The sequence below is a fragment of the Aeromonas ichthyocola genome (genome assembly GCF_046087985.1).
In the GTDB taxonomy this organism is placed as follows: domain Bacteria; phylum Pseudomonadota; class Gammaproteobacteria; order Enterobacterales; family Aeromonadaceae; genus Aeromonas; species Aeromonas rivipollensis.
Map to the genome: position 1 here is coordinate 309,861 of NZ_JBJSWH010000001.1, position 16,430 is coordinate 326,290.

Annotated in this window: 11 protein-coding genes and 1 pseudogene; 4 read left to right on the top strand and 8 right to left on the bottom strand. The window is 59.5% G+C overall.

The features are described from left to right. Nucleotides 1-168 precede the first annotated feature (168 nt). Nucleotides 169-1,422, top strand: a complete 1,254-nt coding sequence (locus ACF2JD_RS01390; protein ID WP_162520068.1) for a dicarboxylate/amino acid:cation symporter — start codon at nucleotides 169-171, stop codon at nucleotides 1,420-1,422. Nucleotides 1,423-1,476: 54 nt separating this feature from the next. On the opposite strand, the gene ACF2JD_RS01395 is transcribed toward ACF2JD_RS01390, so the two are convergent. After that, the gene (locus ACF2JD_RS01395) at nucleotides 1,477-1,923 is read right to left on the bottom strand and encodes a methyltransferase (protein ID WP_440986606.1); all 447 of its coding nucleotides are present in this window, start codon (nucleotides 1,921-1,923) and stop codon (nucleotides 1,477-1,479) included. A 176-nt stretch (nucleotides 1,924-2,099) separates the two neighbouring features. Here ACF2JD_RS01395 and alr point away from each other — a divergent pair, with 176 nt between their 5' ends. Beyond that, nucleotides 2,100-3,326: an alanine racemase gene (alr, locus tag ACF2JD_RS01400; protein WP_440986607.1), complete on the top strand. Its 1,227-nt coding sequence runs from the start codon at nucleotides 2,100-2,102 to the stop codon at nucleotides 3,324-3,326. A gap of 52 nt (nucleotides 3,327-3,378) precedes the next feature. Here the strand turns inward: alr and ACF2JD_RS01405 are convergent, their stop codons facing one another. The 7 genes from ACF2JD_RS01405 to ACF2JD_RS01435 all read right to left on the bottom strand — a co-directional run bounded on the left by ACF2JD_RS01405 (nucleotide 3,379) and on the right by ACF2JD_RS01435 (nucleotide 11,210). After that, on the bottom strand, nucleotides 3,379-4,338 hold the full coding sequence (locus tag ACF2JD_RS01405) for a TerC family protein (RefSeq protein ID WP_139744901.1): 960 nt from the start codon (nucleotides 4,336-4,338) through the stop codon (nucleotides 3,379-3,381). 302 nt (nucleotides 4,339-4,640) lie between these two features. Further along, nucleotides 4,641-5,636 (bottom strand): murein tripeptide/oligopeptide ABC transporter ATP binding protein OppF, encoded by a 996-nt coding sequence (gene oppF / locus ACF2JD_RS01410; protein WP_106887186.1) that lies wholly within the window; start codon nucleotides 5,634-5,636, stop codon nucleotides 4,641-4,643. Continuing rightward, entirely contained in the window at nucleotides 5,636-6,616 is a 981-nt protein-coding gene (locus ACF2JD_RS01415; RefSeq protein WP_440986608.1) for an ABC transporter ATP-binding protein, read from the bottom strand. Before ACF2JD_RS01415 ends, oppF begins: the two co-directional genes overlap by 1 nt. A 113-nt stretch (nucleotides 6,617-6,729) precedes the next feature. Then, on the bottom strand, nucleotides 6,730-7,641 hold the full coding sequence (gene oppC / locus ACF2JD_RS01420; protein ID WP_111912458.1) for an oligopeptide ABC transporter permease OppC: 912 nt from the start codon (nucleotides 7,639-7,641) through the stop codon (nucleotides 6,730-6,732). Nucleotides 7,642-7,655: 14 nt separating this feature from the next. Then, nucleotides 7,656-8,576, bottom strand: coding sequence for an oligopeptide ABC transporter permease OppB (oppB, locus tag ACF2JD_RS01425; RefSeq protein WP_106887190.1), 921 nt, complete (start codon nucleotides 8,574-8,576; stop codon nucleotides 7,656-7,658). A gap of 98 nt (nucleotides 8,577-8,674) precedes the next feature. After that, a complete protein-coding gene (locus tag ACF2JD_RS01430; protein WP_163134993.1) occupies nucleotides 8,675-10,294 on the bottom strand; it encodes an ABC transporter substrate-binding protein in 1,620 nt (539 codons plus the stop codon). Between the two features lie 280 nt (nucleotides 10,295-10,574). Further along, entirely contained in the window at nucleotides 10,575-11,210 is a 636-nt protein-coding gene (locus tag ACF2JD_RS01435; protein ID WP_162520114.1) for a YchE family NAAT transporter, read from the bottom strand. An 895-nt stretch (nucleotides 11,211-12,105) separates the two neighbouring features. Here ACF2JD_RS01435 and adhE point away from each other — a divergent pair. Both adhE and ACF2JD_RS01445 read left to right on the top strand, forming a co-directional pair. Next, nucleotides 12,106-14,781 (top strand): bifunctional acetaldehyde-CoA/alcohol dehydrogenase, encoded by a 2,676-nt coding sequence (gene adhE / locus ACF2JD_RS01440; RefSeq protein ID WP_163153832.1) that lies wholly within the window; start codon nucleotides 12,106-12,108, stop codon nucleotides 14,779-14,781. A 110-nt stretch (nucleotides 14,782-14,891) separates the two neighbouring features. Then, a pseudogene (locus ACF2JD_RS01445) lies at nucleotides 14,892-16,117 on the top strand (HD-GYP domain-containing protein); the annotation flags it as partial. Between the last annotated feature and the right edge of the window lie 313 nt (nucleotides 16,118-16,430).

Consider the following 16,430-nt stretch of genomic DNA (forward strand, 5'->3'; position numbering starts at 1 on the left):
CTAATTGCAACATAAAGTTCTGATATAAGTCGCTGGATTTCCCCTCCATGATTAGGCATGCTGCCAGCATACCGGCTGTCAGGATTCCATGGCCCGGATCACAAAAACGGACTTAGGTGGCACCAAACCCACCTGCACAGGCACTGCACATATCGAGACTGTCCCCCCATGAAAATGAACAAATTGACCGTTGCCATCCTCATTGCGATGTTGCTTGGCATTTTTACCGGGCAAGGCTATCGCCTGTTTGCCCCGGCCCAGGCCGCCACCTTTGCCAGTGACATCACCATACTGACCGACATCTTCCTGCGCCTCATCAAGATGATCATCGCCCCCCTGGTGTTCACTACCCTGGTGGTCGGCATCGCCAAGATGGGCGACACCCGCACCGTGGGCCGCATCGGCGCCAAGACCCTGGGCTGGTTCATGCTGGCCTCCCTGATGTCATTGACCCTGGGGCTGGTGATGGTGCACCTGATGCAGCCAGGGGTCGGCCTCTCCCTCTCCCTGCCCGATGACGGCGCCAGCTCAGGGGTGGCCGCCACCGCCATCTCCCTCAAGGACTTCGTGACCCACGCCATCCCGAAAAGCGTGATCGAGGCCATGGCCACCAACGAAATCCTGCAGATAGTGGTGTTCTCCCTCTTCTTCGGGCTGGCCGCCGCCGCCCTGGGGGATGCAGCCAAACCCGTGGTCAAGCTGATGGCAAGCAGCGCCGAGATCATGCTGAAGGTGACCGGCTACGTGATGAACTTCGCCCCCTTCGCGGTGTTCGGTGCCATCGCCGCCATGGTCGCCAAGGAAGGGCTCGGCATCCTCGCCACCTATGGCACCTTCATGGCCCAGTTCTACCTGGCCCTGGCCTGCCTCTGGCTGCTGCTCATCGCCATGGGCAGCCTCTTCATCCGCCGCCGCATCCTGACCCTGCTGGCCATGATCCGCGAGCCCATACTGCTCGCCTTCTCCACCGCCAGCTCCGAGGCCGCCTATCCCAAGACCCTGGACAGGCTGGAGAAGTTCGGCTGTGACAAGCGCATCGCCAGCTTCGTGCTGCCCATGGGCTACTCCTTCAACCTGGACGGCTCCATGATGTACTGCACCTTCGCGGTGATGTTCATCGCCCAGGCCTATGGCATAGAGCTCAGCATGGCCCAGCAGATCACCATGCTGCTGCTGCTGATGGTCACCTCCAAGGGGATGGCCGGGGTACCGCGCGCCTCCCTGGTGGTGATTGCCGCCACCCTGAACCAGTTCCAGATCCCGGAGGCCGGCATACTGCTGCTGCTCGGCATAGACCACTTCCTCGACATGGGTCGCTCCGCCACCAACGTGCTGGGCAACGCCATCGCCGCCAGCGTGGTGGCCAAGACCGAAGACAGCCTGGGAGAGACCCAGCCCGAGGGCGAACTCGCCAAGGCTTGAGTCAAGGACACCCAGCAAAAGGCCCGCAACTGCGGGCCTTTTTTCGTTTGGCGGTCAGCACCAGCGCCTCACCCGCCGGCAGTACTGCACATAGCTGATGCCGAAGCGGGCGCGCAGGGCGCGCTCTTCCGGCAAGATCTGAAAGCGGGTGAGCCAGCCCAGCAACAACAGCGGCCCCAGCCAGACCCAGGGGCCCCCGAGATAGCAAGCCAGCGCCAGCAACCAGCAGAGCAGCCCCAGGTACATGGGGTTGCGGCTGATGCGATAGACCCCCCGGGTCACCAACACCCGGCTCTGCTGCAAGCGGATTGGATGGACGCTGGTACGCTCCCGGCGAAAGTACAGCAGCGCCCCGCCCCCCAGCACGGCCCCCGCCAGCAGCAACGCCGTGGCCAGCACCAGCAAAACCCCGCTCCCCCTCTCCTCCCCCCGTCCCAGCCACATGGCAAGGGCGAGCAGGACAAAGAGCAACAAGGGCGGAATACGCAGCTCAAAACGCATATTTTCTTCCTGCAACAAGTGCCACAAATGACGCCATTGCGATACACTCGCAGCGTCGGCATCTGGGTAAAAAGTGAAACATATCATTAGCATAGCAACATGCTGACCCAGCCATGCCGCGGCCCGCATCTGACACGGGCCCATCCTCAACGAAACAATAAAAAAGGAACCATCCCATGCACAAGAAAACCCTGCTCGCGACCCTGGTCTTCGGGTTGCTCGCTGGCCAGGCCGTCGCCGCCCCCTATCTGCCCCTGGCCAGCGACACCCGCAACGGTCAGGAGCAGACCGCCGCCAACGCCTGGCTGGAGGTGGACTTGACCGCCTTCGAGCACAACATCCAGACCCTCAAGGATCGTCTCGGCGACAAGGGCCCGCAGATCTGCGCCATCATGAAGGCCGACGCCTACGGTCACGGCATCGATCTGCTGGTCCCCTCCGTGGTCAAGGCGGGCATTCCCTGCATCGGCATCGCCAGCAATGAAGAGGCCCGCGTGGCCCGCGAGAAGGGCTTCGAGGGCCGCCTGATGCGGGTCCGTGCCGCCACCCCGGCCGAAGTGGAACAGGCCCTGCCCTACAAGCTGGAAGAGCTGGTCGGCAGCCTGGAGAGCGCCAAGGGGATCGCCGACATCGCCCAGCGCCACAATACCACCATTCCGGTGCACATAGGTCTGAACTCCGCCGGCATGAGCCGCAACGGCATCGACCTGCGCCAGGCGGACGCCAAGGAAGATGCCCTGGCCATGGTCAAGCTCAAGGGGATCACCCCGGTCGGCATCATGACCCACTTCCCGGTGGAGGAGAAAGAGGACGTCAAGCTGGGGCTGGCCCAGTTCAAGCTGGACTACCAGTGGCTGATCGACGCGGGCAAACTGGATCGCAGCAAGCTCACCATACACGCCGCCAACTCCTTCGCCACCCTGGAAGTGCCGGAAGCCTACTTTGACATGGTACGCCCGGGCGGCATCATCTACGGTGACACCATCCCCTCCTACACCGAATACAAGAAGGTGATGGCGTTCAAGACCCAGGTCGCCTCGGTGAACCACTACCCGGCGGGCAACACCGTCGGCTATGACCGCACCTTCACCCTCAAGCGCGACTCCCTGCTCGCCAACCTGCCGCTCGGTTACTCCGATGGCTACCGCCGTGCGCTGAGCAACAAGGCCTATGTGCTGATCCAGGGCCAGAAGGCGCCCGTGGTGGGCAAGACCTCCATGAACACCATCATGGTGGACGTGACCGATCTCAAAGGGGTGAAACCCGGTGATGAAGTGGTGCTGTTCGGCCGTCAGGGTGAGGCCGAGGTGAAGCAGGCGGATCTGGAGGAGTACAACGGCGCCCTGCTGGCGGACATGTACACCATCTGGGGCTACACCAACCCCAAGAAGATCAAGCGCTAAGCACAGATCTGAAATGAAAAAGGGCTCCCGAGGGAGCCCTTCTTGTGGTTACTTACACCGTCTTCTGGTCGGTCACTTTCTTGCGGGTCACCCAGAGGCTGAGCCCCATGGAGGCCAGCAGGATCAGCGCGACCACGCCCAGTGCGATGCCGGTCGGTATCTTGAAGATGTCGAGCAGCAGCATCTTGACCCCGATGAACATCAGGATCAGCGCCAGACCGTATTTCAGCAGGGCGAAGCGTTCGGCGACGCCGGCCAGCAGGAAGTACATGGCGCGCAGGCCCATGATGGCGAAGATGTTGGAGGTCAGCACTATGAAGGGATCCGTGGTCACCGCGAAGATGGCCGGGATGCTGTCCACCGCGAAGATGAGATCGCTCACCTCCACCAGCACCAGAATAAGCAGCAAGGGCGTCGCATAGCGCACACCGTCACGCCAGACGAAGAACTTCTCCCCCTCCAGGGTCTCGGTCACCTTGAAGCGGCGGCGCATCCAGCCCAGCAACGGGTTGTTGGCGAGATCCGGCTCCTTGTCGGCGGCCCACAGCATCTTGACCCCGGTCAGCAGCAGGAAGGCGCCAAACAGATAGAGGATCCAGTGGAACTGCTCGATGAGCCAGCTGCCCGCGAACACCATGCCGGCGCGCATGACGATGGCACCCAGTACCCCGTAGAGCAGCACCCGGCGCTGCAGCTCGGCCGGAATGGCGAAGTAGCCAAACAGCATCAGCCAGACGAAGACGTTGTCCACCGCCAGCGCCTTCTCGATGAGGTAGCCGGTGAGGAACTCCAGCCCCTTCTCGTTGGCGATTTCGCGCCCGGCACTGTGATCCAGCCAGAGCCAGATGGCCAGGTTGAACAGCAGGGCCACGCTGACCCAGACCAGGGACCAGATCCCCGCCTCTTTGAGGGACACCTTGTGCGCCTTGCCGCCGCCGACAAAGCGGATGTCAATCCACAACAGGACCAGCACTATGCTGAAGAAACCGGTCCACATCCACCATTCACCCATTATTCACTTCTCCCAAAACGACAAAACCCACGACCGAGAGGCGTGGGTTTGCGTTTGGAGCAGATACACCTTGCCTCTCGGCAAGGTCTCACTTACAGCCAATTTTCATCGACTGCCCGGCTGCCGGGTGCACTGCAGGATATGGGTGCACCGTAATGACGACAAACCGGCGAGAAGTTACTCCCCTTGTGCGGCGGATAGTAACAGCCTCCAAAGGTGGCGCCAAGGGGCATCTTCACCGCGGATGGAAATAAAACGGGGCGCCACCTGGGCGCCCCGCATGCTCGTTCACACCCTCGCCCTCAGAGCGGATCCACCTTGAGACAGGAGACCGCGTGATCGAAGTTCCCCTCCAGCATGGGGCGGGTCTTGGCGCACTCTGGGCCCGCCACCGGGCAGCGGGTACGGAACACGCAGCCGGACGGCGGATTCATCGGCGACGGCAGGTCCCCCTCCAGGATCTGGATGACCTTGCTGCGCTCCAGATCCGGATCCGGAATGGGCACCGCCGACATCAGCGCCTTGGTGTAGGGATGCAGGGGGTTGGCGAAGATCTCCTGACGGGTCCCGAGCTCCACCGCGTTGCCCAGATACATCACCAGCACCCGATCCGAGATGTGTTTGACCACGGACAAGTCGTGGGCGATGAAGATGAGGGAGAGCCCCATCTCCTTTTGCAGGGACTTGAGCAGGTTGACCACCTGGGCCTGGATGGAGACATCCAGCGCCGAGACGGGCTCGTCACAGATGATCATCTTGGGCTCCAGGATCAGCGCCCGGGCGATGCCGATGCGCTGGCACTGGCCGCCGGAGAACTCGTGGGGGTAGCGGTTCACCAGGTTGGGCAAAAGCCCCACCTTGGTCATCATGGCCCGCACCTTCTCCTTCACCTGATCCCTGGAGAGATTGGGATAGAAGGTGACAAGAGGCTCGGCGATGATATCGCCGATGGTCATGCGCGGGTTCAAGGAGGCCAGCGGGTCCTGGAAGATCATCTGGATCTCCTTGCGCTTCTCCCGCAGCGCCCCCTGCTCGAGCTTGGTCAGATCCTGGCCCAGCCACACCACCTTGCCGTCGGTGGCCGGCACCAGACCAATCAGGGCCCGGGCGAAGGTGGACTTGCCACAACCGGACTCCCCTACTACGCCCAGGGTCTCCCCCTCGTAGAGGCGCAGGGTGACGCCATCCACCGCCTTCAGGGCGGAGGGCTTGGCCCAAGGCCAGGCCTTGTCACTCTTGATGCTGAAGTGAACCTTGAGGTCAGACACTTCCAGCAGCAGTTTCTTGTCAGTACCCATCAGTTCACCCCCTTGATCATGGCATCCGATACCCAATGGCAGGCCCTTGTCCGTCCGTCGCCGAAGGGGGTCAGGACTGGAGATTGCTGGCCGCAAATCTCGTGCACCCGGTGGCAACGCTCCTGGAAGGGGCAGCCGGTGGGCAGACGCAGCAGGTTGGGCGGATTGCCGGGTATGGTGGGCAGCACTTCCCCTTCGGTATCGAGGCGGGGAATGGCGCGCAGCAAGCCTTCGGTATAGGGGTGGCTCGGGCGATAGAAGATGTCGTTGACCCGGCCGTACTCCATGGTGCGACCGGCATACATCACCAGCACCTTGTCACAGATGCCCGCCACCACGCCAAGATCGTGGGTGATCATGACGATGGCGGTGTTGAACTCCCGCTTGAGCTCGTTCATCAGGGTCATGATCTGGGCCTGCACCGTCACGTCCAGCGCCGTGGTCGGCTCGTCGGCGATGAGCAGCTGCGGCCGGCACAAGAGCGCCATGGCGATCATCACCCGCTGGCGCATGCCACCGGAGAACTCGTGGGGGTACATGTTCATCCGCTTGCGCGACTCGGGGATCTTCACCGCGTCCAGCATGCGCACCGATTCCTCGAACGCCGCCGCCTTGCTCACTCCCTTGTGCAGCATCAGCACTTCCATCAGCTGATCCTTCACCTTCATATAAGGGTTCAGGGAGGTCATGGGGTCCTGGAAGATCATGGCGATCTTCTCGGAGCGGATCTTGTTGAGCTTGTGCTCCGGCAGATTCAGGATCTCGTCCCCCTGAAACTTGGCCGAGCCGGTGATGACGCCGTTCTTGGCGAGCAGCCCCATGATGGCAAAGGCAGTCTGAGACTTGCCTGAGCCTGACTCACCGACGATCCCCAGGGTCTCGCCGGCAGAGAGGGAGAAGTTGAGGTCGTTGACCGCCACCACATTGCCATCCGGGGTCTTGAACTCGACCCGCAGATCTTTCACATCCAGTAACTTCATATCAAAACTCCTTATCGATCTCTCGTGATGCTTTCCTGCCCATCCGGCTGACGCCGCGCGTCCAGCGGATGGGTCTTATGGCGCCGTTGGCGTCTTATCGATCCGTTGGCGTCTTACCGATCCTTTGGATCGAGGGCATCACGCAGACCATCCCCGAGGAAGTTGAAGCAGAACAGGGTCACCACCATGAAACCGGCGGGGAACAGGAGTTGCCAGATGGCCACTTCCATCGACTTGGAGCCTTCATCCAGCAGGGCACCCCAGCTGGTCATGGGCTCTTGCACACCCAGCCCCAGGAAGCTCAGGAAGGATTCGAACATGATCATGCCCGGCACCAGCAGGGTGGCGTAGACCGCCACTATCCCCAGCACGTTGGGGACTATGTGACGGGTGATGATCTTCCACTTGGAGACGCCACAGACGTGGGCCGCCTCGATGAACTCCTTGCTCTTGAGGCTCAGTGTCTGGCCTCGCACGATACGCGCCATGTCGAGCCAGCTCACCGCGCCTATGGCGAGGAAGATGAGGGCCAGGTTGCGACCGAAGAAGGTCACCAGCATGATGACGAAGAACATGAAGGGGAAGGCGTTGAGGATCTCCAGTACCCGCATCATCAGGCTGTCGACGCGACCGCCGATGAAGCCGGAGGCGGCGCCATACAGGGTGCCAATGATGACGGCCACCACGGCCCCCATGATGCCGACCATGAGCGAGATGCGGCCGCCGAGCAGGGTGCGCACGAAGAGATCGCGCCCCAGGCTGTCGGTACCGAACCAGTGACCCGTCTCCATGTCAGGGGCGGCCTGCATGGCGCCCCAGTCCGGATCGTCGAAGGTGTATTGGGACAGGTGCGGCCCGACGATCACCGCCAGACCTATGATGGTCAGGATGATGAGGCTGGTCAGGGCCGCCTTGTTGCGCAGGAAACGGCGACGGGCATCCTTCCACAGGGAGCGTCCTTCCACCACTTCCACTTGCTGGGCGAACGCCTCGACGGCTTCGCGCTTTTCAGTTGTGACTACCATGATGTACTCCCGGCTTAGTAACGGATCTTGGGATCGATGACGGCATAGAGAATATCGACCACGGCGTTAAAGGTGATGGTCAGCGCCCCGACCAAAATGGTCAGGCCGAGTACCATGGAGTAATCACGGTTGAGGGCACCGTTGACGAACAGCTGGCCAATCCCCGGCAGACCGAAGATGGTCTCGATCACCACTGAGCCGGTGATGATGCCCACAAAGGCCGGGCCCAGATAGGAGACCACAGGCAGCATGGCCGGACGCAGCGCGTGCCTCAGGATGATATGGCGCAGCGGCAGCCCCTTGGCGCGGGCGGTACGGATGAAGTTGGAGTTCATGGTCTCAATCATGCTGCCACGCATGATGCGGGAGATGGCGGAGATGTAGTACATCATCATGCCGAACACCGGCAGCACCATGAACTGCACCCCGCCCCCCTGCCAGCCTCCCGCCGGGAACCAGCCCAGGTAGATACTGAAGAAGAGCACCAGCAAGGGCGCCAGCACGAAGCCGGGTATCACCACCCCGGCCATGGCCGACGACATCAGCAGATAATCGATGAAGGTGTTCTGTTTCAAGGCCGCAATGGTGCCGAAGGTGACTCCCAGCAAGACGGCAAGGACGAAAGCCGCGCTCCCTATCTTGGCGGAAACAGGCAGCGCCTGGCTCACCAGATCATTGACGGTGAAGTCCTTGTACTTGAAAGAGGGCCCCAGATCTCCCTGGACCAGGTTGCCCAGATAGGTGAGGTATTGCACGCCTATGGGCTTGTCCAGGCCGTACTTGGCCTCGATATTGGCAAGCACTTCCGGCGGCAGGGCGCGTTCGCTGGTAAAGGGGTTACCCGGTGCGAAACGCATCATGAAGAAGGAGACTGTGATCAAGACCAGCAGAGTCGGGATCGCTTCCAGTAGACGTTTAAGGATGAATTTCAACATAGACATTTCCTGTCCTGTACTGCTTCCAAAGGGTCGCGGTTTTAATACTAAGGCCCGCCGTCTGGCGGGCCTGCTTGTTATGCGACTTGTTGCTTTACTCAGTGAGCAATGATGTACATGTCTTTGCTGTAGAGGTTATCCAGCGGGTTGGCCGGGTAACCGCCCACATAGGGCTTGACCATGCGCGAGGTCACGTACTGATAGATGGGGGCGATCGGCATGTCCTTGGCCAGGATCTCTTCGGCCTGGACATAGAGCTTGTTGCGCGCATCCGCATCCACCTGATTGCGCGACTCGCTCATCAGCTTGTCAAAGGCGGCATTGGAGTACTTGCCGTCGTTGTTGCCGTGAGTGGTCTGCATCAGATCCAGCATGGAGGAGGCTTCGTTGTAGTCCGCAATCCAGCCACGACGAGCCACATCAAACTGACCCTGTTTGAGGGTTTCCAGGTAGGTTTTCCACTCCTGGTTCACCAGGCTCACCTGCACCCCCAGCTTCTTCCACATGGAGGCGACGGCCACGGCCACCTTCTTGTGGTTGTCGTCTGTGTTGTAGAGCAGCTCGAACTTGAGCGGGTTGCCTGGGCCGTAACCGGCCTCGGTCAGCAGCTCTTTCGCCTTGGCGTCGCGCTCGGCCTGGGTCAGCTTGGACCAGGCAGGGGCCACCGGCTTGAAGCCGTCCACGAAGTCGGGCACCAGGGCATAGCCCGGGGTCTCGCCCTTGCCCATCACCTTGTCGGCGATCACGTTGCGATCGATGGCATAGGTGAGCGCGGTACGCACCCGCACATCATCATAGGGTTTGCGCTTGGTGTTGAAGGTGTAGTAGTAGGTGCCCACATAGCCGCTCACCTGCACCTCGCTCGGGTGCTCCTTCTTCATCTGCTTGAAGCGCTCGATGGGCATGTTGTAGGTGATATCCAGTTCCCCGGCCAGGTAGCGGTTCAGCTCGGCGTTGGTGGACTGGATGGGCAGGTAGGTGACCTTCTCGACCACTGTCTTGGCGTTGTTCCAGTAATTGGGGTTGCGCTCGACATCGACGCGCTCGTTGACGACCCAGCCCTTCAGTTTGTAAGCGCCGTTGGAGACCATGTTGGCCGGCTGGGTCCACTTGTCACCAAACTTCTCGATCACCGCCTTGGGGACCGGGTAGGTGGTGGTGTGGGACAGCATGCTGACGAAATAGGGGATGGCTTTTTCCAGCTGGACTTCGAAGGTGTAGTCGTCGCTGGCCTTCACGCCCAGAGTGTCGGCAGGCTTCTTGCCCGCGATGATGGCACTGGCGTTGACTATGGTCGGCAGTTCCATGTACCAGGCATAGGGAGAGCCAGTCTTGGGATCTACTGCACGCTGGAAGGCGAAGACGAAATCATGGGCGGTCACCGGCTCGCCATTGGACCACTTGGCATCTTTGCGCAGGTGGAACACGAAGTGTTTGTTGTCCTTGGTTTCCCAGGACTCGGCGACGCCGGGCAGGGTCTCACCCTTGGGGCCGGAGCTGACGAGACCCTCGAACAGGTCGCGCAGAATATTGGATTCAACCGTTCCTTCGGTCTTGTGCGGATCCAGGGTGGCTGGCTCGGAGCCATTGCCTTTCACCAGGGTCTGCTCGGGGGCGAGCTTGGTGCCGGCGGGGACGTCGGCGGCGTGGGCCAGGGTGGCGCCACCAAAGAGTGCGGTCAATAAAAGGGTATTAATAATTGTTTTTCTATGAGTCATTTCCATACTCCAACAAGAACGTTCCATGCATTTGTCCATTCACGAGATAAAAATCCCGCTGCCCGCATAATTCCCTGACAATTCTGATAATGCAATAGATATCATCAGGTAGGGACGGCTTTGGCGGTCAAAAAAACAGCTTTAAACCATTTATTCAGCATTTAAATATCGCGCAATGGGTGTTTTTCATACAAAGCCGCTCGATTCTAGGAAATGACTAACAAAAAAGAAACAATAAAAAGCCGGTCACGAGGACCGGCTCCGACAAAACAGACCTGAATCACATCAATCCGGGAAAGACTCCCTTGATCCCTGCCACCATGATCTCTATACCGAGGGACATCATGATGAGACCCATGATACGGGTCACCACGTTGATGCCGGTATTGCCCATCAGCTTGAACAGCAGAGGGGCGGCACGGAAGATGAGCCAGGAGCAGTAGGCAAAGGCCATCACCACCACGAACATGCCCATCAGCTCGGTCAGGGTCTTCTGGCTGGCATAGACGATGGAGGATGAGATGGCCCCGGGGCCTGCCATCAGGGGCAGTGCCAGCGGCACCACGGCGATGGATTCGCGAGCGGCCAGTTCACCCTTCTCCTGCTTGTTGTGCTTCACCTCCCCCAGCTTGCCCTGCAACATGGACCAGGCGATCAGGGTGATGAGCGAGCCGCCGGCAATGCGGAACGACGCCAGCGAGATGCCGAAACCGTCGAGGATCAGCTGCCCCATGGTCATGGAGACCATGAGGATAATCATCACGGCAATGTGGGCCGTGGTGTTGGTCTTCCTGCGCTCATCCGGTTGCATGTGGCCCGTCAGGCTCACAAAGACCGGTAACAGACCCAGCGGGTTGATGATCGCAAACAGGCCGACGAAAAATTTCAGGTATAAAGAGAAGTCAATTGCTGCCATAAGCGCCATCCAGAACCAATTCGGGCCACCGAGGGCCATCCCCGTCAAACTGCGCGTAAATTTACACCATGATATTTCCCTTCTCCAATCAAATAATCTCACCCTTTCCGGGGCTTTTCAGTTAGTTCCTCTAATGAATCGACAAAAATCAACATATCGAGTTGTTAACCGTTATGGAGACCATTTAACACGCCAGCAAAGTATGGTGGCGTTTTATGTCGAAACGCCCAGCCATCACCCTATTTCCCTTCAATAAAGCGTCATTTTCATGGATTGATCCGGAGGCCCCCAGGGGATAACCCCTATTCATCCCCACGGCTCGCCCCTGGCTGGCGCCCAATCTTCATCCTGATGTGCCCGGGACAACCATGGCGCAAGCAGTGCCCCCACAAAGGCGTCGTTATGGTGTTTGCCGAACAGCCATCCAAAGTCCGGCGCAAAGGCCCTGCACTGGATGAAAACAACCACCATTTTTTCCAACAGAAATGAAACGCCTGCCTCTCTTCGGGGCGAGAGGCTTTCAAGGGCCGCCGCCAGGCAGGGCCTCAGCGCCCCCCCTGCCAGCGGCGAAATAGGGGAGGATATGAGGCAAGGGTTTGACACCAGGCGAAAAAATGGCTGTTCACCTCGTGTTCATCCCCCCGGCGCTCTACTCTACAAATGCGTAACATCTGGCCGGTCGGGATGGTGAAACAAAATTTCTTTTGTTCTTTTGTTACATATGATCCAGATCAATCTTTTCTGACACATCCCGGCTCTATAATCGAGCCAGAAAACAATTTAGTAAGGCATGTAAATACCCCGTTATGGTGATTCTCTCCTTGACAGGGCGGCTATAATTGCCGGGCATTGCCAAGGTCTTACTAAACAGTTTTCAAATCATCAGGAGATAAACATGGCAGTAACCAATTTGGCTGAACTGGATGCACTGGTTGCCCGCGTCAAAGAAGCCCAGCGTGAATTCGCCAGCTTCTCGCAAGAGCAGGTAGACAAGATCTTCCGCGCCGCCGCACTGGCCGCCAGCAACGCCCGTATCCCTCTGGCCCAGATGGCAGTGGCTGAGTCCGGCATGGGCATCATCGAAGACAAGGTCATCAAAAACCACTTCGCCTCCGAATACATCTATAACGCTTACAAAGACGAGAAGACCTGCGGCATCCTGAGCCAGGACGACGAGATGGGCACCATCACCATCGCCGAGCCGGTAGGCATCATCTGCGGCATAGTGCCGACCACCAACCCGACTTCCACTGCTATCTTCAAGGCCCTCATCTCCCTGAAGACCCGCAACGCCATCATCTTCTCCCCGCACCCCCGCGCCAAGAACTCCACCAATACCGCTGCCAAGCTGGTACTGGATGCAGCCATCGCCGCCGGTGCCCCGAAGAACATCATCGGCTGGATCGACCAACCGTCAGTCGAACTCTCCAACGCGCTGATGAAGCACGATGACATCAACCTGATCCTGGCCACCGGTGGCCCGGGCATGGTGAAAGCCGCCTACTCCTCAGGCAAGCCCGCCATCGGCGTGGGTGCCGGCAACGTGCCCATCGTCATCGACGAGACTGCCGATGTGAAGCGCGCCGTCGCCTCCATCCTGATGTCCAAGACCTTCGACAACGGCGTGGTCTGTGCGTCCGAGCAAGCCGTCATCGTGGTTGACTCCATCTACAACCAGGTCAAGGAGCGTTTCGCTACTCACGCCGGCTACATCCTCTCCAAGGACGAAGCCGACAAGGTGCGTAAAGTGCTGCTGATCAACGGCGCCCTGAACGCCGACATCGTGGGCCAGCCCGCCACCAAGATCGCCGCCATGGCCGGTGTGACAGTGCCTGCCACCACCAAGATCCTGATCGGTGAAGGTCTGGAGCTTTGTGCAGAGGACGAGTTCGCTCACGAGAAACTCTCCCCGACCTTGGGTATGTTCCGCGCCAAGAACTTCGAAGAAGCCGTCGAAATGGCCTGCGACATGGTCAACATCGGTGGTATCGGCCACACCTCCGGCCTCTACACCGACCAGGATCGCAACGCCGACCGCATCAAGTACTTCGGCGACAAGATGAAGACTGCTCGTATCCTGATCAACACCCCCTCCACCCAGGGCGGTATCGGTGACCTGTACAACTTCGCTCTCGCCCCGTCCCTGACCCTGGGTTGCGGCTCCTGGAGTGGTAACTCCATCTCCGAGAACGTCGGTCCCAAGCACCTGATCAACAAGAAGACAGTCGCAAAACGGGCAGAAAATATGCTGTGGCACAAACTTCCGAAATCCATCTATTTCCGTCGTGGTTCCCTGCCGATCGCCCTGGGCGACCTGGAAGGCAAGAAGCGCGCCATGGTGGTCACCGACCGTTTCCTGTTCAACAACGGCTATGCCGATGAAGTGGTTCGTCTGCTCAAGAAGCTGAACATGGAAGTGGAAATCTTCTACGAAGTGGAAGCCGACCCCACCCTGTCCGTGGTACGCAAGGGCGCCGAGATGGCGAACTCCTTCAAGCCGGACGTGATCGTCGCCCTGGGCGGTGGTTCACCCATGGATGCCGCCAAGATCATGTGGGTCATGTACGAGCACCCGGACACAGCGTTCGAAGATCTGGCCATGCGCTTCATGGACATCCGCAAGCGTATCTACAAGTTCCCGAAAATGGGCGTGAAGGCAGAACTGGTCTGCATCACCACCACTTCCGGTACAGGTTCTGAAGTGACTCCGTTCGCGGTCGTGACCGACGACGCCACCGGCATGAAGTACCCGCTGGCCGACTACGAGCTGACCCCGAACATGGCCATCGTCGATGCCAACCTGGTCATGGGTATGCCCAAGTCCCTGTGTGCCTTCGGTGGTATCGATGCCGTAACCCACGCCATGGAAGCCTATGTCTCCGTGCTGGCCAACGAATACTCCGACGGTCAGGCGCTGCAAGCCCTGAAACTGCTCAAAGAGTATCTGCCGTCCAGCTACCAGAACGGTGCCAACGACCCGGTTGCCCGTGAGAAGGTGCACAACGCCGCCACCATCGCCGGTATCGCGTTCGCCAACGCCTTCCTGGGTGTGTGCCACTCCATGGCCCACAAGCTGGGTGCCGAGTTCCACATCCCGCACGGCCTGGCCAACGCCCTGCTGATCAGCAACGTCATCCGCTACAACGCGAACGACAACCCGACCAAGCAGACCGCGTTCTCCCAGTACGACCGTCCGCAGGCTCGTCGTCGCTACGCCGAAGTGGCCGACCACCTGGGTCTGACTGCCGCCGGTGACCGCACCGCGGCCAAGATCGAGAAGCTGCTGACCTGGCTGGACGAGCTGAAAGCGACTCTGGGCATCCCGGCCTCCATCCGTGAAGCCGGCGTGAACGAGACCGACTTCCTGGCCAAGGTTGACCAGCTGGCCCTGGAAGCCTTCGATGACCAGTGCACCGGCGCCAACCCGCGCTACCCGCTGATCACCGAGCTCAAAGCCATACTGATGGACACCTACTACGGCCGCCCCTTCACCGAGGAAGCTCAGGTAGCGACCAAGGTTGAGGCCAAAGTCGACGCCAAGGTAGACAGCAAGAAAAAATCCAAAGCCTGATAACCGGCCAGGATGACAAGAGCCCGCGCACATGCGCGGGCTTTTTTGTTTGTCTATCTGTTTAATTTTGCTAGCTTGTTGATAGGCAAATTCGACAGAAGAGTGAGTCTATGGCGCTGATCCAGGCCTCCATCGAACAATTGAGAGTCGGCCACTACATCCATCTCCCCACGGGATGGACCAGCCACCCTTTCATGTTCAACGCCTTCAAGATCCGCGATCAGCAACAGCTCGACATTCTCCGCCACCTCGAACTCACCCTGCTGATGGTGGATCCCGACAAGAGCGATCTGCCCGTCGAGCCCCTGCTGCGGGCCGAGCCGGCACCTTCACCCGATCTCGGGGCGACGCAAGATGCCTCCGCCCTCCCGACTGAACCCGCGTTCGACGAAAAGGCCTTTCGCCGCTCCCTTCGCACCGCCGACAAGGCATTCGGCCAATCCCTGTCAGATCTTCGCGACGCCCTCGGCGCCCTCAATCTCAAGCCCGACGAGGGGCTGGCCAACACCGCCCAGATGGTGCGCACAGTCGCCACCCGTCTCGCCGAGCATGAAGGGCCTCTCTGGGCCTGCACCTTATCCGCAGCCAGCACACCGATATCCTGCTGCAACACAGCCTCAACGTCGCCTTTATCGCCATGCTGATGGCACGCGAACTCGGCATGAACCCCATCGAGATTGAGGAGACGGGACTTGCGGGACTTATCCACGACATCGGCGAACTGAAAATCCCGAGCCAGATCACCCAAAAACGGGGGATCTCAGCAAGGCCGAGCAGAACTTCCTCAATATGCATCCCCAGTACGGGCTGGAGATGCTGACCCAGCTCAACGCCTTTGAACCGAAAATCCGTCAGGTCGCCCATCTGCACCACGAGCGGCTCGACGGCAGCGGTTATCCGCTCGGGATCAAGGGCGGGGAGATCCCGCCGCTGGCGCGCCTCATCGGGCTGGTCGACTTCTACGACGAGCTGCTCCATCCCCGCAACAGCGGTAACCCGGCCGCGCCGAGTCAGGCCATCAGCCAGCTCTACAAGTTATCCCAGAAGAAGTTCGACCAGAATCTGGTCAGTTGCTGGTCAAGGTGCTGGGGGTCTATCCGCCGGGTTCACTGGTGAAACTTTCCGACGAGAGCATTGCGCTGGTGCTCTCGACCGAGCCCACCATGCCCCTCAAACCGAAGATCCTGCCCTATATCAAGGCCCAGCGGCCGGAAGCCGTCGCCATGATCGATCTGCGGGAAGATGAACGCACCATCACTGCTTTTATCAAACAGGAAGAGCTGGATGAGGGACAACGGCATTCTTCAACCTGACCCGCCGCTTCTGCTACTACTTTCGCCTTCTGAGTTATCCCCAGAAGCTGGGGATAACTCATTGGACAAACCGGAATAATTGCTCGAACCCCCATCAGAAGGTTGCCAACTGACCATGTATAAAAAACGCCCAGCCGAAGGGGCCGGGCGGAGCATGCCACCTCCGTGTGGCGTATCCAGCGGATACATTCATGCTCCATCCATCAATATCAACCCGCTGCCGCTTACACAAATATCAATTTAACATGCTGATTTTATATGGTTTTATCCACTTGTTCTGGCAAACTGACCCCCGTTGCGCCCAGTTGGGCCAACAGAACAAGATCTTGATCACAG